The 17,038-nt window shown below is 65.3% G+C and carries 20 protein-coding genes; 6 read left to right on the top strand and 14 right to left on the bottom strand.

Features of this window, described 5'->3' with window-relative positions:
* Nucleotides 1–4 precede the first annotated feature (4 nt).
* Nucleotides 5–1,261: an NAD(P)/FAD-dependent oxidoreductase gene (locus tag ACZ5WT_RS07250; protein ID WP_464286702.1), complete on the top strand. Its 1,257-nt coding sequence runs from the start codon at nucleotides 5–7 to the stop codon at nucleotides 1,259–1,261.
* On the opposite strand, the gene ACZ5WT_RS07245 is transcribed toward ACZ5WT_RS07250, so the two are convergent.
* Nucleotides 1,248–2,087: a GNAT family N-acetyltransferase gene (locus ACZ5WT_RS07245; protein ID WP_464286701.1), complete on the bottom strand. Its 840-nt coding sequence runs from the start codon at nucleotides 2,085–2,087 to the stop codon at nucleotides 1,248–1,250. The two genes, ACZ5WT_RS07250 and ACZ5WT_RS07245, sit on opposite strands and share 14 nt — an antisense overlap.
* Nucleotides 2,088–2,208: 121 nt before the next feature.
* Between ACZ5WT_RS07245 and ACZ5WT_RS07240 the strand changes: the two genes are divergently transcribed.
* Nucleotides 2,209–2,844, top strand: coding sequence for a phosphoribosyltransferase (locus ACZ5WT_RS07240; protein WP_464286700.1), 636 nt, complete (start codon nucleotides 2,209–2,211; stop codon nucleotides 2,842–2,844).
* On the opposite strand, the gene ACZ5WT_RS07235 is transcribed toward ACZ5WT_RS07240, so the two are convergent.
* Entirely contained in the window at nucleotides 2,841–3,878 is a 1,038-nt protein-coding gene (locus tag ACZ5WT_RS07235) for an aldo/keto reductase (RefSeq protein ID WP_464286699.1), read from the bottom strand. The genes ACZ5WT_RS07240 and ACZ5WT_RS07235 overlap by 4 nt on opposite strands.
* A 60-nt stretch (nucleotides 3,879–3,938) precedes the next feature.
* On the opposite strand from ACZ5WT_RS07235, the gene trhO reads away from it, so the two are divergent.
* Nucleotides 3,939–4,979, top strand: coding sequence for an oxygen-dependent tRNA uridine(34) hydroxylase TrhO (gene trhO, locus ACZ5WT_RS07230; RefSeq protein ID WP_464286698.1), 1,041 nt, complete (start codon nucleotides 3,939–3,941; stop codon nucleotides 4,977–4,979).
* Here trhO and ACZ5WT_RS07225 read toward each other — a convergent pair.
* From ACZ5WT_RS07225 to ACZ5WT_RS07210, 4 genes are all read right to left on the bottom strand, one after another.
* Nucleotides 4,976–5,794: an alpha/beta fold hydrolase gene (locus tag ACZ5WT_RS07225; RefSeq protein ID WP_464286697.1), complete on the bottom strand. Its 819-nt coding sequence runs from the start codon at nucleotides 5,792–5,794 to the stop codon at nucleotides 4,976–4,978. The two genes, trhO and ACZ5WT_RS07225, sit on opposite strands and share 4 nt — an antisense overlap.
* A 14-nt stretch (nucleotides 5,795–5,808) precedes the next feature.
* Nucleotides 5,809–6,789 (bottom strand): iron exporter MbfA, encoded by a 981-nt coding sequence (mbfA, locus tag ACZ5WT_RS07220; RefSeq protein ID WP_464286696.1) that lies wholly within the window; start codon nucleotides 6,787–6,789, stop codon nucleotides 5,809–5,811.
* An 84-nt stretch (nucleotides 6,790–6,873) separates the two neighbouring features.
* Nucleotides 6,874–7,764: an NAD(P)/FAD-dependent oxidoreductase gene (locus tag ACZ5WT_RS07215; RefSeq protein ID WP_464286695.1), complete on the bottom strand. Its 891-nt coding sequence runs from the start codon at nucleotides 7,762–7,764 to the stop codon at nucleotides 6,874–6,876.
* Complete coding sequence (locus ACZ5WT_RS07210) at nucleotides 7,757–8,209, bottom strand: RrF2 family transcriptional regulator (RefSeq protein ID WP_464286694.1); 453 nt, start codon at nucleotides 8,207–8,209, stop codon at nucleotides 7,757–7,759. Before ACZ5WT_RS07210 ends, ACZ5WT_RS07215 begins: the two co-directional genes overlap by 8 nt.
* Before the next feature lie 111 nt (nucleotides 8,210–8,320).
* On the opposite strand from ACZ5WT_RS07210, the gene ACZ5WT_RS07205 reads away from it, so the two are divergent.
* Entirely contained in the window at nucleotides 8,321–8,923 is a 603-nt protein-coding gene (locus ACZ5WT_RS07205) for a hypothetical protein (protein ID WP_464286693.1), read from the top strand.
* Nucleotides 8,924–8,962: 39 nt separating this feature from the next.
* Here the strand turns inward: ACZ5WT_RS07205 and ACZ5WT_RS07200 are convergent, their stop codons facing one another.
* Both ACZ5WT_RS07200 and ACZ5WT_RS07195 read right to left on the bottom strand, forming a co-directional pair.
* Nucleotides 8,963–10,087 (bottom strand): Gfo/Idh/MocA family protein, encoded by a 1,125-nt coding sequence (locus ACZ5WT_RS07200; RefSeq protein ID WP_464286692.1) that lies wholly within the window; start codon nucleotides 10,085–10,087, stop codon nucleotides 8,963–8,965.
* 93 nt (nucleotides 10,088–10,180) lie between these two features.
* Nucleotides 10,181–10,594, bottom strand: a complete 414-nt coding sequence (locus tag ACZ5WT_RS07195) for a VOC family protein (protein WP_464286691.1) — start codon at nucleotides 10,592–10,594, stop codon at nucleotides 10,181–10,183.
* Nucleotides 10,595–10,669: 75 nt separating this feature from the next.
* Here ACZ5WT_RS07195 and ACZ5WT_RS07190 point away from each other — a divergent pair, with 75 nt between their 5' ends.
* Nucleotides 10,670–11,257 (top strand): TetR/AcrR family transcriptional regulator, encoded by a 588-nt coding sequence (locus ACZ5WT_RS07190; protein WP_464286690.1) that lies wholly within the window; start codon nucleotides 10,670–10,672, stop codon nucleotides 11,255–11,257.
* Here the strand turns inward: ACZ5WT_RS07190 and ACZ5WT_RS07185 are convergent.
* The 6 genes from ACZ5WT_RS07185 to ACZ5WT_RS07160 all read right to left on the bottom strand — a co-directional run bounded on the left by ACZ5WT_RS07185 (nucleotide 11,247) and on the right by ACZ5WT_RS07160 (nucleotide 16,434).
* Complete coding sequence (locus ACZ5WT_RS07185) at nucleotides 11,247–12,272, bottom strand: DUF2793 domain-containing protein (RefSeq protein ID WP_464286689.1); 1,026 nt, start codon at nucleotides 12,270–12,272, stop codon at nucleotides 11,247–11,249. The two genes, ACZ5WT_RS07190 and ACZ5WT_RS07185, sit on opposite strands and share 11 nt — an antisense overlap.
* 58 nt (nucleotides 12,273–12,330) lie before the next feature.
* Entirely contained in the window at nucleotides 12,331–13,170 is an 840-nt protein-coding gene (locus ACZ5WT_RS07180) for a metal ABC transporter permease (RefSeq protein ID WP_464286688.1), read from the bottom strand.
* A complete protein-coding gene (locus tag ACZ5WT_RS07175) occupies nucleotides 13,167–14,021 on the bottom strand; it encodes a metal ABC transporter permease (protein WP_464286687.1) in 855 nt (284 codons plus the stop codon). The genes ACZ5WT_RS07180 and ACZ5WT_RS07175 overlap by 4 nt, the downstream gene beginning before the upstream one ends.
* The gene (locus ACZ5WT_RS07170; protein WP_464286686.1) at nucleotides 14,018–14,896 is read right to left on the bottom strand and encodes a manganese/iron ABC transporter ATP-binding protein; all 879 of its coding nucleotides are present in this window, start codon (nucleotides 14,894–14,896) and stop codon (nucleotides 14,018–14,020) included. Before ACZ5WT_RS07170 ends, ACZ5WT_RS07175 begins: the two co-directional genes overlap by 4 nt.
* A complete protein-coding gene (locus ACZ5WT_RS07165) occupies nucleotides 14,893–15,780 on the bottom strand; it encodes a metal ABC transporter substrate-binding protein (protein WP_464286685.1) in 888 nt (295 codons plus the stop codon). Before ACZ5WT_RS07165 ends, ACZ5WT_RS07170 begins: the two co-directional genes overlap by 4 nt.
* Nucleotides 15,781–15,903: 123 nt before the next feature.
* Entirely contained in the window at nucleotides 15,904–16,434 is a 531-nt protein-coding gene (locus ACZ5WT_RS07160) for a TetR/AcrR family transcriptional regulator (protein ID WP_464286684.1), read from the bottom strand.
* A 133-nt stretch (nucleotides 16,435–16,567) separates the two neighbouring features.
* On the opposite strand from ACZ5WT_RS07160, the gene ACZ5WT_RS07155 reads away from it, so the two are divergent.
* Nucleotides 16,568–17,032: a hypothetical protein gene (locus ACZ5WT_RS07155; protein ID WP_464286683.1), complete on the top strand. Its 465-nt coding sequence runs from the start codon at nucleotides 16,568–16,570 to the stop codon at nucleotides 17,030–17,032.
* The last annotated feature ends 6 nt before the right edge of the window (nucleotides 17,033–17,038 follow it).

Genomic DNA, 17,038 nt, shown 5'->3' with positions numbered 1-17,038 from the left:
CGGCATGAACGACGACGTGATTATCCTGGGCGCCGGGATCGTGGGCGTGGCGACGGGTATCTATCTGTTGCGGCGGGGGCGCAGCGTCCGGCTGATCGACAAGCGCGAACCCGGCCGGGAAACCTCATTCGGCAATGCCGGCATCATCCAGCGCGAAGGGGTGCGCCCGCACGCTTTCCCGCGCGACCTGGCCATGCTGATGCAAGTGGGCCTGCATCTGTCCACCGCCGCCCGTTATGAGCCGCTGGCCCTGCCACGGCTGGCGCCGGCGCTGCTGCGCTACTGGTGGGCCTCCTCGCCCGCCTCCTATCGCCAGGTGGTGCAGAGCTATGCGCCGCTGATCATGCGGTCGACCCTGACACATGAAGACCTGATGCACGCCGCCGGCCCGGACGCCGAAAAGCTGGTCAGCAAATCGGGGTGGCTCCTGGCCTTCCGCAGCGACAAGGGACTGCGCCACGAAGCCGAGAAGGCGCGCGAGGATCACCAGCAGTTCGGCATTTCGCACCGCGTGGTGGAATGGCCGGAGCTCAAGGCCATGGAACCGGCGCTCAAGGGGGGCCTGTCGGGCGCCATCCACTGGACCGATCCCTGGACGGTGCGCGACCCCGGCGCGCTGGTGACGGCCTATTTCGAACTGTTCAAGAAACTGGGCGGCAGCTTCACCATGGGCGCGGCCAGCGGGCTGGAACAGGATGGCACCGGCTGGGCCACGACGGTGGACGGCACGCGCTATCGCGGCAAGCAGGCCGTGATAGCGCTTGGGCCCTGGGCGCCCGAGGTGCTTGATACTCTGGGTTACCGCCTACCGCTTTTCGTCAAGCGCGGCTATCACATGCATTACGACAGCGAGCGTGGGGCCAAGCTCAACAATCTGGTGCTCGACGCCGAAGTGGGCTTTGCACTGGCGCCGATGACCCGGGGCATAAGGCTGACGACGGGCGCCGAATTTGCCCTGCGCGACGCTGCGCCGACGCCGATCCAGCTGGGCAAGGCCGAACAGGCGGCCCGCGAACTGCTCGACCTGGGGCCGCGCGTCGATGCCCAGCCGTGGAAAGGCGCCCGCCCCTGCACGCCGGACATGATGCCGATCATTGGCAAGGCGCCGCGTCATGAGGGGCTTTATGTCGGGGTGGGCCACGCCCATCACGGCTTCACCCTCGGCCCGGCGACCGGCGAATTGCTGGCGCAGGCGATGACCGGGGAAGCCACAGCGATCGACATCAAGCCGTTCGCCATGGACCGCTTCACGCGGCGCTAGGCGACCACGTCATCTCAAACTGGGCCAGGGCGCTGCGCTGCCAGCCGCGCCCTGTGAGAAAGCCATCGACCAGTGTCTCGGGCACGAGGGCGGAAATCCGCCACGGGCCGGGGCTTGTTTGCACAAGCGCGCCGAGCAGGGCCGAGCCCAGCCCCTTACGCTGCGCCTCAGGCGCGACGCCGAAACTGAGCAGGCGCGGGGCGGGGCCGGAGGCATCAAAGAGGGCCGCGGCCCTCCCGTCCCGGCGGCGCAGGCCGCTGGCGGGCGCGAGCACCCCGGCCAGCGCGGCGGGTGCAATCTGCCAGGAGAGGCCCGCGGGCATGGCCCGGCTCAGCAAGGGCAGGACTGCTTCGGCGCTGCACAATTCATATTCATCGCCAAGGGGCGCCGGAGTGACCGGCGCACACTCATAGCCCACCAGCTGGCGCGTGACAGTGAAGCCGCAGGCCGCATAGGTACGCAGGGCCGCCAGGTTGGTTGTGATGACCTCGAGCGTCATGAGACTATCGCCCCGTGCGGCCGCCTCGGCCTGGGCGAGAGCAACCGCCTGGCGACCGAGCCCCTGCCCGCGCCGGGACAGGGCAATGCCCAGGGCGGCGAGCCGGGACGTGGCTCCCCGCCGGGCCACCAGCATGACGCCGCAGGGCTCCTCACCTGACACCAGCACGTGGCTGGCGCCGAGATCGATATGTTCGGCGATGATACGGCGGCCGATGGCGGCGGCATCGAAGGCCACCGGAATGGCGTAATTCTCGTAGCCGGCATTGAGCAGATCGGCCAGCTGCACCAGCGAATAGCGGCTGGCGGCAAAAGTCTCGAAGGTCATTGGACAAGCATTCCCCACAGTGCGGGGCGATCTAAGCGCAGTCGCGCAGGGGCGGCAATGCGAGTTGCGGGATCGGATGGTAGCGCATGGACGTTCTTTAGCTGGAAGGAGGCGGGCAAGCATGTTTGCCGACCGGCGCGAAGCGGGGCGGAAGCTGAGTGAGGTGGTGGCCGGGCTGAAGCTCGATGACCCGCTGGTGCTGGCCTTGCCGCGCGGCGGGGTGCCGGTGGGGTTCGAGGTGGCGCAACGGCTGGGTGCGCCGCTCGACGTGGTGCTGGTGCGCAAGCTGGGGACGCCCGGGCAGCGCGAACTGGCCATGGGCGCGATCGTGGGCGGGGCAAGTCCGCAGGTGGTGTTCAACGACGCGATCATTGCCGAAAGCCGGATCTCGCCGCGCACCATCGATGCTGAGATAACGGCGCAGCGGGCGGAGCTGGAACGGCGGCGACGCGCCTATGGCGGGCACGATGTGCCGGTCAGCGGGCGGACTGTGGTGCTGGTCGATGATGGGGTGGCGACCGGGGCTTCGGCGCGGGCGGCGCTGCTGGGCCTGCGGCAGGCGGGAGCGGCGCGGCTGGTGCTGGCCGTGCCGGTGGGGCCGGCCGATGCCATTGCCATGCTGGGAAAGCTGGCCGACGAGGTGGTGTGCCTGCTGATCCCCGACCGGTTTCAGGCGGTCGGGGAATGGTTTGGCCGGTTCGATCAGACCAGCGACGAAGAGGTGATGGCCCTCCTCGGCCGGAGGGCTGCGCCCTAGCGCAGCCAGCCGCTCGGGCGCGGGTGGAGCTCCATTTGGCCGTCGCGCGTGGCGTCGTCGATGGCAGCGATTTCCTCGGGCGTGAGGGTGAGGTTGTTGAGCACGCCCAGATTGTCCTTGAGCTGCTCGAGATTGCGCACCCCGACCAGAGCCGAAGTCATCTCCGGGCGGCGCAGGGCCCAGCTCAGCGCCAGTTGCACCATGGACTGGCCACGGGCGCGGGCAATGTCACCCAGGCGATCGACGGCGGCGAGTACGCGCGGTTCGATATGGCTGGCGCGCAGCGTGCCATTGGGATTGTCGCCCCGCGTGCCCGTGGTGGCGCCCGAATTGTACTTGCCCGAGAGCACGCCCTGCGCCAGCGGAGAGAAGGCGATGATGCCGATGCCCAGCTCGCCGCAGGCATCGATGGTGTGGTCGTTCTCGATCCAGCGGTTGATCATCGAATAGCTGGGCTGATGGATCGTGGTGGCGACACCCATTTCCTTGAGGATGCGATGGGCCTCGCGCGTTTCGGCTTCGGGATAGCTCGAAATGCCGACATAGAGCGCCTTGCCGGAGCGCACGGCGTGGGCCAGCGCGCCCATGGTCTCTTCGAGCGGGGTCTCGGGATCGTAACGGTGCGAATAGAAGATATCGACATAGTCGAGACCCATGCGGGTCAGCGACTGGTCGAGGCTCGCCAGCAGGTATTTGCGGGAGCCGAATTCGCCATAGGGACCGGGCCACATATTGTAGCCGGCCTTGGTGGAAATGATCAGCTCGTCGCGATAGGGGCGGAAATCGCGCGCCATGACCTGGCCGAACAGCTCTTCGGACGAGCCGGCTGGGGGGCCGTAATTGTTGGCGAGATCGAAGTGGGTGATGCCGTTATCGAAGGCGTAGCCCAGGATCTGCATGGCGGAGGGATAGTCGCGCGTGCCGCCGAAATTTTGCCAGAGGCCGAGGCTGATCACCGGGAGCTTGAGGCCCGAACGGCCCGAGCGCCGGTATTGCATGGTGTCATAGCGTGCCGTATCGGCCCGATAGGTCATCTTAGTCTCCCACGATTTCTCGATTTGGCCGCGCGCGCGGGCAATGATATGAGCGGGCCGATGAACCGGCCAGAACTCGACATGAACAGCAATCTGCCCCATGCCAATCAACCATACAAGGTGATGGCGATCTATAAATTCGCCGACCTGCTCGACGCCGAAGCGATCCAGCCCGAATTGGCCGGCTTCTGCTGCGCACGGGATATCAAGGGCACGCTGATCCTGGCGCCCGAAGGCATCAATGGCACCGTGGCAGGCACGGCGGAAGCGATCGACGCCCTGGCGGAGCTGCTGTTCTCCGCGCCGCTGTTTGGCGGGCGGCTCGCGGGAGCGGAAGTGAAATATTCCACCGCGACCGAGATGCCATTTCTGCGCATGAAGGTGCGGCTCAAGCCCGAAATCGTGACGCTGCGCGCGCCCGAGGCCAACCCATCCAAGCAGGTGGGCACCTATGTGGAGCCGGCCGACTGGAACGCGCTGATCGAGCGCAATGACGTGGTGCTGCTCGACACGCGAAACGACTATGAAGTGGGGCTGGGCACGTTCAGCCGGGCTCTGGACCCGGCGACCAAGAACTTCACCGAGTTCAAGGATTATGTGGCCACCCATCTCGATCCCAGCCGGGACAAGAAGGTCGCCATGTTCTGCACAGGCGGCATCCGCTGCGAGAAGGCGTCGGCCTATATGTTGAGCCAGGGTTTTGAGGAAGTGTTCCACCTCAAGGGCGGCATTCTGAAATATCTCGAAGTGGTGCCGGAGGAAGACAGCCGCTTTGCCGGGGAGTGCTTCGTGTTCGACGAGCGCGTGTCGGTTGGCCATGGGCTGGTCGAGGGTGACGCCACGCTGTGCCGCGCCTGCCGCCATCCGCTGACGGCCGGGGATCGTGCCCATGCCGATTATGCCGAAGGCATCAGCTGCCCCCATTGCGTCGACGACACCGGCAAGCATGCCGCCGCAACCGAACGGCAGCGCCAGATGGAACTGGCCAAGCAGCGGGGCCTGGCACATCTGGGCGACGAGGCTGCACGCCTGGCTGCCGAGCGCAAAGCCGCCAAGAGGGCCGAAGCGGAAGCCTCGCGCGCCCGCAACAAGGCCAGCTAGGCCGCAGCGCCGGTTGGATTGGCCGCCCAGAAATCGAGCAGGGCCTGCCGCCAGGGGGCGGTGGCGTCGAGATTGGCAACGTGGCTGCCTTCCGGCAGCTCGACCACGGTCCAGTTGGGGCGTGGGCCGATCCGTTCCAGGGCAGGACGCAGCACCAGATTGACGGCATTGTCGCGCCCGCCGACGATGATCAGCATCGGGCCGGGATAGGCTAGCGCATTCGCGGTCAGGTCGTAGCGGCGGACATGGGAAGCGATGGCCTTGCCCACTTCCGGATCGAACTCGGCCAGCATTTGCGCGACCAGGGGCCGCGCGCTGCGCTCGCGGGTGGTGCCGACGGCGCTGATGCGGGACACCAGATCGGGGCCGAACATGCGATAGAGCACCACCAGCGCGGGCCCGCTGACTGCAGGCAGATCGAGCGCGAAGGCCGTACCGAAAATGGTGAGCGTAGTGAAGCGCTCCGGCGTCGTGCCCACCATTTCGAGCGCCACGATGCCGCCGAGGGAATTGCCCACCCAGTGCACCTGCCCGGCGCCGGCATGATCGAGCATGGCCAGCATATCGGCGGCGAGAACCGGCACCGAAAACGCGGCGGGGTCATAGTCTGGCGGGAAGCCCGATTGGCCATGGCCGCGCACATCCGGCACGAGCACGCGGTAGTTCTGGGACGCAAAATACTCCGCGTCCTCGCCAAATTGCAGGCCCTGGGCGCCGAGGCCGTGACAGAGGACCACGGTGGGGCCATCGGCAGGGCCGAGATCGCGATAGGCAAGGGTTATGCCGTCTGACGCCTGAAAAACCTTCTGCGTCATCTGCTCTCACCCCGTCATGCGTTGCCGATCAAAATCCCCGCCGCAAAGACCAGCGAACCGCCGAGGACCACCTGCATGACAGCGCGCCAGAAGGGCGTCTGCATATAGCGGTTCTGGATGAAGGCGATGGCCCATAGTTCCACCAGAACAATGAAAATCGCAACCATGGTTGCGGTGCGGAAATCGGCGATGAGATAGGGCAAGGCGTGACCGAGCCCACCAACGGCCGTCATGATGCCGGCGGAAAAGCCACGCTTGAGGGGCGAACCGCGTCCGGTGAGCTTGCCATCGTCAGACGCCGCCTCGGTAAAGCCCATGGAAATACCCGCGCCAATGGCTGCGGCTAGGCCGACGAGAAAGGTCTGGTGGGTATCGCCCGTGGCAAAAGCGGCGGCAAAGACCGGGGCCAGCGTCGACACGGAACCATCCATGAGACCAGCGAGGCCCGGCTGGACATAGGTCAGCAGGAACTGGCGGTGGCTTTCGCTCTTTTCCGTCTCGCGGCCCTCGGCGCCCAGCACTTCGGCGTCGATCTTGTCGGCATTGTCGGCGTGCTTGCGCTCCTGCGCGGCCAGATCGCCGAGCAGCTTGCGGATGCCCGCATCGGTGACCTGCTTGGCCGCTTCCATGTAGAAACGGTAGGCCCCCTCCTCCATCTCCCAGACCTGCTGGCGCACCGCTTCGAGCGTGAGGTTCTTCATCAGCCAGATCGGCTTGCGCTGAAGGAAACCGCGCACATGCTCGCGCCGGATCGGCACCAGACGCGGCCCGAAGCGCTCGACATAGAGATCGAGCAGACGGCGCCGGTGCTCGTCCTCCTCCGCCGCCATGCCCTCGAACAAGGCCGCCGAGCCGGGATAGGTCTCGGACAGCCGAGTGGCGAACTGGGCATAGATCGCGCCATCCTCCTCCTCGGCGGCAACGGCCAGCGAGAGGATTTCGCGCTCGGAGAGGCTGGTGAAGGCACGGCGATCGTCGGGGCGGAGCGAGAACATGGCGATTCACACATTAGAATGGTTCTAACAATTGATTAGAACGATTCTAAGGTGAAGGCAATAGCCGCTGGTGTTACCTGGCCGCTAGGTCAGCATGGATTGCTGGGCGAAAATGGCCGCCATGGCGCCGTGGGATGAAGCCAGGGTGACGCTGGCCATGCCATTGGCGAGGTCGCCGGCAGCATAGATGCCGGGCATGCTGGTCTGGTGGCGCTCATCGACCTTGAGAATGTGCCCGACCGGGGTTTCGGTGACCGCGAGGCCCAGGGCTTCATGGAGGTTTGCAGAGGGGCGATTACGCGGATGGGCAAACAGCACGTCGACCGCGACGGCCTCGCCGTTATCGAGCCGGACCGCAGCGATATGGCCGTCGCGATGGGCGATCTCGGCGAGCCGGCCATCGACCACGGCAACGCTGCGGCGCGCGAAATCGGCCCGGATTTCCGGAGAGAGCGCGTGGCCATCGCTGAAGACGGTGAGCCGGTCGGTCCAATCGAGGAACAGCGAAACGGCGTGCTGGACATGGGGGCCAGACCAGAGCAGGCCCCAATGCTGGCCGGCAACCTCAAAGCCATCGCAATAGGGACAGGGCACGATGGAGGTGCCCCAGCATTCGGCAAAGCCGGGAATGGCGGGCATCTGGTCGGCCACGCCATAAGCCAGTACCAGGCGGCGGGCCCTGCGGACGACGCCGTCGTCGCTGGTGACCGCAAAATCATCGAGGGCGCCATTGATGGCGGTGGCGCGGGCATTGACCAGCTTGATGGTGGGATAGCGTTGGAGCTGCTGACGGGCCGCGGCGAGGATCTCGGCAGGCGGCTTGTGGTCGTGGCCGAGCAGGCCGTGCGAATGGTGGGCGAAGCGATTGCGCTGCAGGCCGGTATCCAGCACCGTCACCTGGCGGCGGGCGCGGCCGAGCTGCAGGGCGCCGGCCAGGCCTGCAAAGCTGCCGCCGATAATCAGAACATCATCCATGATTGGGTTCTCCCTGGGGATGAAGGGGATGGGGGTTCGCCTGCCGGGCGATATCGTCGAGGGTGACGCGTTCGAGGCGGGCGGCGAGCAGGTCCTCGGCATCGGCGATGAAGTCACCCATCACCGTATTCACGGTGCGGACAATGCCGCAGGTGATGTCGCCGGGATCGCTCTCGGTGCGGATCAGCAGGCTCTCGCCCATCGCGGCGTAAATCTGGCGCAGGGTGACGTCGGCGGCCGGATGTAGCAGACGCCAGCCCCCATCATGCCCCTTGGTGGAGGCGACGATCCCGGCTTCGCGCAGCTGGCCGAGCACTCGGCGCACCACGACCGGATTGGTCATGAGGCACTGGGCCAGGGTCGTCGAGGTCATGGCGGCGTCGGGCTGCTTGTGCAGGTGCACCAGCGCATGGAGGGCGAGCGAGAGACGGCTTGATCTTTTCATGTAACTTTTATTGTTACATTGATGGGTCTTGTCAACCCCGCTGGCCATTGTCGCTTTCGTGCGATCTGGCAGCTGCTATGATCCGCGAGAAACGACGGAAGGGGTCCACCGATGAAAACGCTGCTGACAATTGCGGTGCTGCTGCTGGCCACGGTGCCGGCCGCCCAAGCCTATGACAGCGACATCGACGCCATCGCGACGCGCTACAAGCCGGGCAAGCTGATCAAAATCGGCGACGTGGCCAAGCTGATGCGCGGGAGCGAGCGCTGGTGCTACCGCTACGAGGATCACAGCTGCGCCTGGACCGACATCTATCTCGACGTCACCAAGTACGGCGCCACGTTTGAGATAGGCAATGCTTGGAATGCCGAGATTGATATCGCCTTTACCGATCAGGGCGTGTTCCACGACAACCGCTTCATCTGCGAGACCGGCTTTGACTGGGTGCCCAGCATCCGCGCGACGCGGCGCAGCGATGGCAGCGTGATCGGCGGGCGGGAGCTTGGCCAGCTCAAGCAGGACATTGCTGACGTGTGGAACAACGAAACGCTCGACTGCTTCGACTATCTCTTCGTTTCGGCCGACCCGGTGTTTGAAACCGTGACGCTGCGGCAGCGCGACTTCATCGACGGCACCCACAGCGAGGCCGACGATGTGGAGGTCGTGCTGTTCTTCAATCCCGAGGATGCGGCAGCGCTCACCCTGCGCGAATAGACCCGTGGTTCGAGGCGCCCCCGAACCACGGATAGGCGGCTAGAGCCGTCCGCTGCGCAGCGAGGTCGCCAGGGGTTCGGGCCGGGCAACCGGGGTCTTGATCTCGATGGTGCGGCCTTCGGCGGAGGCGGTAGCGAAGGCCTCCATGACCTCGAGCACGTGCAAGGCCAGATCGCCATTGGCGCGGTGCGGGCGGTTTTCCAGAATGCCCATGGCCATATCGGCGACACCGAGCGAGCGATAATTGCCGTCGGCATAGGGCTGGGTCACCGGGACACTGGTCCAGCTCTCGTCACGGCCGCGCTTGCGCAATTCCACATCGCCGCCGAAGAAATTGGGGTCGGGGACGATGAGGCTGGCTTCGGTGCCATAGAGTTCGAGCGGCACATGCTTGTGCGCGGGCACGTCGAAGCTGAGGCCGACCTGCACGATGGCGCCATTGGCAAAGCCGAGTGACGCGGTGACATGGGTATCGACCTTCACATCCATGATCTCGCCCTTTTTGGGCTCGGAGGTCACGGGGCGCTGGCTGCGCAGGCGCGAACTCATGGCCGAGACGCGGGCGACGGGGCCGAGCAGGTTAACGAGGTCGGTGATGTAGTACGGGCCCATATCGAGCACCGGGCCGCCGCCGATATCGTAGTAGAAAGCCGGATCGGGGTGCCAGCTCTCGTGGCCGGGGCACTGGAAGAAGGCGGTGCCGCCAATGATCTGGCCGAGCGCGCCACTATCGACCACGGCGCGCGCCTGCTGGTGGGCGCCACCCAGGAAAGTGTCCGGCGCCGAACCGATGCGCAGGCCGGCCCGGTTGGCGGCATCGAGCAGCTTACGGCCCTCGGCATAGGTCACGCCCAGGGGTTTTTCGGAATAGACGTGCTTGCCCGAGGCCAGCACCTTGAGCCCGACGTCAATATGGGCGCGCGGGATAGTGAGGTTGATCACCAGCTGGATATCGGGACTGGCCAGCAGCTCATCAATGCTCATGGCCTGAAGGCCGAATTCGGCGGCCCGCGCCTGCGACGCCTCGGGCCGCATATCGGCGACGGCCTTGATATCGAGCACGGGAAAGCCGGCCATGGTGTCGTGGCCGATAATGGCCCGCAAATAGGCCGACGAAATATTGCCGGTACCGATAATGCCGATACCGAGGCGTTTGCCGCTCATGCGCACTCCTCCCAGATGTACGTACGTCAGCCTATCCGGGAGGCAAGGCGGGCGCCAGATGGCACCCGCTTTTATTGGCAGGGCCAGCGCGCCCTACTGGCCCTGCGCCTTGAGCCATTCCGGGTCGGGCTCAATCGGCGTGATGATGTCGAGCAGGATGCCGTTGGGGTCGGCGGCGATGAAATGGCGCTGGCCAAATACCTCGTCGCGCAACGGCTGCGCCACCGTGACGCCGGCAGCCACCATGCGGGCATATTCCACGGCCGCATCCTGCACCTCGAAGCTGAGCAGCAGGCCCGACGTGGGCTTGCGGCCGGCCTCGGGAATGGTGTCGTGATCATAGGCGATCACCGCGAGCTCGTAGACTTGCTCGGCGGGCGAACGCAGATGCACATACCAGTCGCTGGAAAATACCCGGGTGAAGCCGAGGTGCTGCTCGTAGAACTGCGCAGTGCCTTCCACATCGGTCACCAGCAGCAGCGGGTAGAGGGCCATCATCTTCATCATGATCATTCTCCTTGCCAGGCGCAGCGCAGAGATACATGCTGCTTGCATATAGTTATAAACATACAGGCTGAATGTATGCAAGAGACAAGTCGCCGATCGCAGGCCGAGCGCCGGGCCGACACGCAGCGGGCCCTTGTGGCTGCGGCGCGGCGCCTGTTTGCCGAAAAGGGCTTTGCGGCAACCGGTACGCCCGAAATCGTGGCTGCGGCCGGGGTGACGCGCGGGGCGCTCTATCACCACTTTGCCGACAAGACGGCGCTGTTCGCCACCGTAGTGGAGGGCGAGCACATGCTGCTCGCCATGTCGATCAATGCGGCGGCAGCGGGTGATGACGAGCCGGGACCGGTAAAGGCGTTGATCGCCGGGGGCGACGCGTTTCTCGATGCGATGCAGGATCCGGGGCGGCGGCAAATCCTGCTGGTGGATGCCCCGGCCGTGCTGGGCCGCGACGCGCTCGATGCCATCGATGCACAGCATGGACTGCGCACGCTGATCGAGGGCGTCGCGGCCGCGATGGAGGCCAAGGCGATCCGCGAACTGCCGGTCCTGCCGCTGGCGCATCTGCTCAACGCGCTGTTCGACCGGGCCGCACTGGCGGCACCGGACGAGTTGGCGGATTATCGCAAGGCCATCAAGGCGCTGATCCGCGGGCTCAAGATCTAGCCTCGAGCGCGGCAAGGCGATGGGCCAGTTGCTGCACCGCCGCGACCAGCGGGGCGATGAAGGCATCGTAGCGCAGGCCCTGCTCGCTATCAGGGTCGGCCGGATCGGCCAGGACGTGGCCAGCAAAGTCGCGGCCGCTCAGAACGTCCTCCACCTGCTGGGCGATGAGGCCATAATGGGTGCCCGCCTGGCCTGCCGCCCAGCGGTAGCGCACCGGGTTGAGCGCCAGGATGAAATCGAGGCCGAGGTCGGAGGGCGCGATATCGGCTTTCTGCCTGATATCGGACGTCTGGATCGTGCCGGTGGCCGACCACACTGCCGACCAGCGCGCGCCCGGACCGCCCAGCGTCAGGGCATTGTCGGTGGCGGGGCGCAAGGCGCCACCAAGGCTCATGGCGCCGGTGGCGGCATCGACAGTCAGCGCATTGAGCCAGGTGCTGCCATCGGCGCTGACCTTGAGGCGCCAGTGATCGTCCCCGGCCAGGCCCATTTCGGCGCGGCCAGACCAATTGGTCTGGTAGAGCAGGCTGGCCGTGTCAGCGGGCGCCGATTTGTTGAGCTTGAGCTGGTGGCCATTGCCGGCATGGGTGAACAGGCTCGCCGGAGCGGCAACGGCGAGCCGGTTGGTGGCATCGGCGCTGGCATTGACGCCCAGCTGGGTAAGCCCCGCCCCCAACGAGGCCAGCGGCAGCCACGCGCCAGCGTCGAAGACCATCTGGGTGCGCTCGGCCTTGACGTAGACCTGCCAGCCGGGCGCCGGATCGTAGAACAGCCAGGCGCCCGACTGATACACAGCCAGCTCGTTGGCGTGTCCGGCCCAGCTGCCGGCGGCCCCGGCTGGGACAAGGTAGCTCTCGCCGGCCAGCGGGGTTGATGGCGGGGCAGACAGGTCGCGGCGTTCCACCGAGGCCTGCACCAGTGCATCGAGCGCCTGGATGGCTTCGTTGTGGGTCACGTGCTTCTGCGCCTGGCCGGGCATGATGAAGGGCAGTGAGAGGCGGGCGGTCTGGTCCATGGGGATCTCCTTTGACGGAGAGTCTAGGGCCAGGTTTTCGCGCGGGGATAAGCTGGGTTCAGGCGTTCTGCCCGAGAGCGGGTTTTCGCGTTGTCACGACAAAGGTCACGAGGAAGGTCGCGCTCATCAGCAGCACGATGGTGGGGGCGGGAGCGCTATCGATGAAGAAGCTGGCATAGATGCCGACCAGCGAGCAACTGACCGAGACGGCGCAGGCGATCAGCATCATCGGGGCGAAACGCTTGGAAATGAGATAGGCGATGGCCCCCGGCGCGACCAGCAGCGCAATCACCAGCACGATGCCGACGGCGGTGAGGGCCGCAACGATGGTCAGCGAGAGCAGGGTCAGCAGGCCATAATGCAGCACGCGGACCGGCAGGCCGATGGCGCCAGCCTGTTGCGGATCGAAGATGAACAGCAGCAGGTCGCGCCACTTGGCGATCACGATGACGGTGACCACCAGTGCGATCAGGCCGGTCTGGATCAGGTCATCCATCCCGACGCCCAGAATGTCGCCGAACAGGATGTGGTCGAGATGCACGTCGGTCTGGATCGAGGTGTATAGCACGATGCCAAGGCCAAACAGCCCGGCAAAGACCACGCCCATCACGGTGTCTTCCTTGATGCGGGAATTTTCCTTGAGATAGCCGACCGAAAGCGCGCAGCCCATGCCGGCAGCGAATGCGCCGACGCCGAGAGGCAGGCCGACGATATAGGCCAGCACCACGCCGGGCAGCACGGCATGGGAGATGGCATCACCCATCAGCGACCAGCCCTTGAGCACCAGAAAGCACGACAGGAGCGCGGTGGGGATGGCGACCATGATGGCGATGGCCATGGCCGAGGTCATGAAGGGGAAGTGGAACGGCCAGAGAGCGTAGATCAGGAAATCGTTCATGATGCGATCTCCGCCCGGGCGCGGCGCTTGGCGGCCAGCAGGCCATGCTTGGGCGCAAGGAAGAAAGCCAGAAGAAATACTGCAGTTTGCAGCACGACGATGACGCCACCGGTGGCCCCATCGAGGAAGAAGGAAATATAGGCGCCGAACAGCGAGGACAGCGTGCCGATGGTGACCGCAATCAGGATCAGCCGGGGGAAGCGGTCAGTCAGCAGATAAGCGGTGGCGCCGGGGGTGACGACCATGGCGATGACGAGAAAGGCCCCCACAGTCTGCATGGCGGCCACCGTGCAGGCGGCGAGCAGGGTGAAAAACACCACGCGCAGCAGCGGCGGATTGAGGCCGATGGAACGGGCATGGCTCTCATCGAAAAAGGTGACCATCAGGTCCTTCCAGATGAAGGCCATGACCACCAGCGTCACCACCGCGATGATGACCAGTTGCAGCGTATCCTCGGGGGTGACGGCCAGGATATTGCCCATGACGATGGTCTGGATGTTGACCGAGGTGGGGGACAGCGAAATCATGAACAGGCCGAGCCCGAAAAACGCGGTGAAGATCAGCCCGATCACCGCGTCCTCGCGCAGTTTGGTGCGCTGAGTGAGGAACAGCATGGCCCCGGCCGCCAGCCCGCCGGAAAAGAAGGCGCCGATGGAAAACGGCAGGCCCAGCATATAGGCCCCGGCGACGCCCGGCACGATGGAATGGCTGAGCGCATCGCCGATCAGCGACCAGCCCTTGAGCATCAGATAGGCCGAGAGGAAGGCGCAGACGCCGCCCACCAGGGCCGACACCCAGATGGCGTTGATCATGTAGTGGTAGTTGAAGGGCAGCAGCAGGGTTTCGATCATTTTTCGACCGGGTCCGACTGTTTGGTGGCCATCTTGCCGGCCTCGCCATACATCACGAGCGGGCGCTCATCGTCGGTCAGCACCGAGATGTGGCGCGGATCGTCGTCGTCGTGCAGATGAGCACCGGCCAGCACGAAGTGGCGCAGCGCGCCGCCGAAGGTGACTTCGAGCCATTCGCGGGTGAAGACTTCGCTGGTGGGGCCGGAGGCCAGCACCGTGCCCTTGACCAGCACGGTGCGGTCGCAGAATTCGGGCACCGAGCCCAGATTGTGGGTCGAGACCAGCATGACCTTGCCCTCATCGCGCAGCGAGCGCAGCAGGGCGACAATGGCATCCTCGGTCTTGACGTCGACACCGGTAAACGGCTCGTCGAGCAGGATGACCTGGCCTTCCTGCGCCAGAGCTCGGGCGAGAAAAACGCGCTTCTTCTGGCCGCCCGAGAGCTCGCCGATCTGGCGATGGCGGAATTCCAGCATGTTGACGCGTTCGAGCGCCGCCGTGACCATCTGGTGGTCTATCGGACGAGGGCGGCGCAGGATGTTCATGTGGCCATAGCGGCCCATCATGACCACGTCTTCCACCAGCACCGGGAAGTTCCAGTCGACATCCTCGGACTGGGGCACATAGGCAACGAGGTTGCGCTTGAGCGCCTGCCGGCCCGGCACACCCAGAATATCCACCGAGCCACCGGCCAGCGGCACAAAGCCCATGATGGCCTTGAACAGCGTCGACTTGCCTGAGCCGTTGACGCCTACCAGCGCGGTGATCGAGCCGCGCGGAATGGAGAAGCTGGCATGCTTTATGGCCGTCGTGCCATTGCGGTAGGCGACGGTGATGTCGCTGACGACGAGCCCCGCTGCGGCTGAATCGTTCATTGGGTCAGCCCCTCGACGATGGTGGTTGTGGTGACTTTGAGCAGGTTGAGATAGGTGGGGACCGGCCCCGCAGCATCGGACAGGGAATCCACATAGAGTACTCCGCCATAGGCGATGCCCGTTTCGCGCGCGACCTGCTGTGCCGGCTTGGGCGAAATGGTGGATTCCGAGAAGATCGCCGGGACGCCGTGGGCGCGGACCGCATCGATGACGCGGCGCACCTGCTGGGGCGTGCCCTGCTGATCGGCATTGATCGGCCAGAGATAGAGTTCTTTCAGACCGAAATCGCGCGCGAGATAAGTGAACGCGCCTTCGGAGGTGGCCAGCCAGCGGTGCTCTTCGGGGATGGCCTCGATGGCCGCGCGAATGGGGGCGACGGTGGCGGTGACCTCGGCCGCATAGGCGGCGGCATTGGCGTCGTAGACAGCGGCATTGGCCGGGTCGGCAGCCACGAAGGCGGCGCGGATATTCTCAACATAGACCAGTGCATCGGTGGGCGACATCCAGGCATGTGGATTGGGCTTGCCCTGATAGGGCCCCTCCCCGATGCCCAGCGGCTCGATACCGGTGGTCACGACGACCGAGGGCACATTGCCCAGATTGGCGAGGAACTGCTGGAACCACTGTTCGAGATTGAGCCCGTTCCACAGGATCAGATCGGCATCCTGGGCGGCGATCAGATCGCCGGGCGTGGGCTGGTAATTGTGGATCTCGGCGCCGGGCTTGGTGATCGACACCACGTCGGCCGCATCACCGGCAACGTTGCGGGCCATGTCGGCAATGATGGTGAAGGTGGTGACGGCTTTGAGGCGATCCTGCGCGGCGGCAGGGAAAGCGACCACGGCAGTCGCGAGCAGCGTGAGGGCAAGACGGAGAAGACGCATTCCAAACTCCAGGCGGGCACGCACAACAAGTAGTGCAATTGCAAATCATTCGCAAGAGCAAGTTATGAGGCGGCATGGGGCGTCACTCGCTGGGTTTGGAGGCGTCGCCTCGGGTGAGGGTTTCTACCGGGCCTGCGGTTGGCGGGCCGCGGCGAGGAGGAGCTCGAAGGCCGCGATGATCTCGATGCCCGAACCGCGGGTGCCGGTATCGAGCCAGCGGCGGATGGCGGCCAGAAGAGCGCCGCTGAGCATGGCGACCATGATGGCGTGCTGGTCGCCGGGGCCGATGTCGGCGGCGATGAGGTCTTCGACAATGCTGCGGAAATGCCGTTCGGCCAGGCCGCCGGCGCCGCCGCCGACCAGTGCCGAAAACAGCCCGGCATGGGATTTGACGTGTGCCAGCAGGGCCGCCAGGAAGGCTTGGCGCGGCTCGCGGCCGGTGCGCGGAACGCTATCGAGCTGTTCGCGCAGGCGGGCGAAGCCAAAGGCCAGCAAATCCTCCTTGGCGCGGAAATGCGCATAGAAGGTGGTGCGCCCAACATCGGCGGCTCCGATGATGTCGGACACCGAGAGACTGTCATAACTCCGTTCGGCGACGAGGGCGACGAAGGCCGAGTAGAGCGCTTCGCGGGTCTTGCGGACGCGGCGATCCATGGTGCCTCCCAAAGTGTTTGCGAACACTGTGCTGCCATCCGTTCCGAACCGAACAGGGCTGGCTGGACGGCCCCAATTTTTCAGAACACCTGTTCGCTAACGGACAGCAATTCCGTCAGCAAGAGGTTCGATCATGATCAAGCTACAACCGGCCTTCGCCTCGCTCGCGGCGCTGGTCGCGACCCTGGCCGCCACCGGCATCCACCACATCTTCCGGCTCGGCACCGAACTGATCCTGCCCACGGCCATCGGGATCACGGTGGCCGTCGCGCTTTGGGCGCTGTACCAACGGACCGGCAAGGCCGCGCTGCTCTGGCTCTATGGCGCCTATGCCGCGCTGGTGGTGTTCTGGTTCGGCTTTCTCGACGGCCTCCTCGACCATGTCGCCAAGGCGGCCGGGCTGGACAACATCACCTTCCTCGAAGGCAGCGACGCCGAGATCGTGGCGACGAAAATGCAGCTCTGGTCGCAGGCCGCGACGACGGCATTTTATGAGGGCACCGGTGTACTGAGCGCCCTGCTGGCGCTGCTGACGGTGATTTTCACCACGCTCTATCTGTACCGGGAATTGCCGGCACGCGGGGCAACGCAGGGCTAAGCCAGC

This window comes from Devosia sp. T2-14 (assembly GCF_055397495.1).
This window is presented reverse-complemented; position numbering and strand designations above follow the sequence as displayed.

Excerpts from the sequence above, each read along its gene's own strand:
- ACZ5WT_RS07250 (WP_464286702.1), top strand. The coding sequence starts at position 5 with ATGAACGACGACGTGATTATCCTGGGCGCCGGGATCGTGGGCGTGGCG.
- ACZ5WT_RS07245 (WP_464286701.1), bottom strand. The coding sequence starts at position 2,087 with ATGACCTTCGAGACTTTTGCCGCCAGCCGCTATTCGCTGGTGCAGCTG.
- ACZ5WT_RS07240 (WP_464286700.1), top strand. The coding sequence starts at position 2,209 with ATGTTTGCCGACCGGCGCGAAGCGGGGCGGAAGCTGAGTGAGGTGGTG.
- ACZ5WT_RS07235 (WP_464286699.1), bottom strand. The coding sequence starts at position 3,878 with ATGACCTATCGGGCCGATACGGCACGCTATGACACCATGCAATACCGG.
- trhO (WP_464286698.1), top strand. The coding sequence starts at position 3,939 with ATGAACCGGCCAGAACTCGACATGAACAGCAATCTGCCCCATGCCAAT.
- ACZ5WT_RS07225 (WP_464286697.1), bottom strand. The coding sequence starts at position 5,794 with ATGACGCAGAAGGTTTTTCAGGCGTCAGACGGCATAACCCTTGCCTAT.
- mbfA (WP_464286696.1), bottom strand. The coding sequence starts at position 6,789 with ATGTTCTCGCTCCGCCCCGACGATCGCCGTGCCTTCACCAGCCTCTCC.
- ACZ5WT_RS07215 (WP_464286695.1), bottom strand. The coding sequence starts at position 7,764 with ATGGATGATGTTCTGATTATCGGCGGCAGCTTTGCAGGCCTGGCCGGC.
- ACZ5WT_RS07210 (WP_464286694.1), bottom strand. The coding sequence starts at position 8,209 with ATGAAAAGATCAAGCCGTCTCTCGCTCGCCCTCCATGCGCTGGTGCAC.
- ACZ5WT_RS07205 (WP_464286693.1), top strand. The coding sequence starts at position 8,321 with ATGAAAACGCTGCTGACAATTGCGGTGCTGCTGCTGGCCACGGTGCCG.
- ACZ5WT_RS07200 (WP_464286692.1), bottom strand. The coding sequence starts at position 10,087 with ATGAGCGGCAAACGCCTCGGTATCGGCATTATCGGTACCGGCAATATT.
- ACZ5WT_RS07195 (WP_464286691.1), bottom strand. The coding sequence starts at position 10,594 with ATGATGAAGATGATGGCCCTCTACCCGCTGCTGCTGGTGACCGATGTG.
- ACZ5WT_RS07190 (WP_464286690.1), top strand. The coding sequence starts at position 10,670 with ATGCAAGAGACAAGTCGCCGATCGCAGGCCGAGCGCCGGGCCGACACG.
- ACZ5WT_RS07185 (WP_464286689.1), bottom strand. The coding sequence starts at position 12,272 with ATGGACCAGACCGCCCGCCTCTCACTGCCCTTCATCATGCCCGGCCAG.
- ACZ5WT_RS07180 (WP_464286688.1), bottom strand. The coding sequence starts at position 13,170 with ATGAACGATTTCCTGATCTACGCTCTCTGGCCGTTCCACTTCCCCTTC.
- ACZ5WT_RS07175 (WP_464286687.1), bottom strand. The coding sequence starts at position 14,021 with ATGATCGAAACCCTGCTGCTGCCCTTCAACTACCACTACATGATCAAC.
- ACZ5WT_RS07170 (WP_464286686.1), bottom strand. The coding sequence starts at position 14,896 with ATGAACGATTCAGCCGCAGCGGGGCTCGTCGTCAGCGACATCACCGTC.
- ACZ5WT_RS07165 (WP_464286685.1), bottom strand. The coding sequence starts at position 15,780 with ATGCGTCTTCTCCGTCTTGCCCTCACGCTGCTCGCGACTGCCGTGGTC.
- ACZ5WT_RS07160 (WP_464286684.1), bottom strand. The coding sequence starts at position 16,434 with ATGGATCGCCGCGTCCGCAAGACCCGCGAAGCGCTCTACTCGGCCTTC.
- ACZ5WT_RS07155 (WP_464286683.1), top strand. The coding sequence starts at position 16,568 with ATGATCAAGCTACAACCGGCCTTCGCCTCGCTCGCGGCGCTGGTCGCG.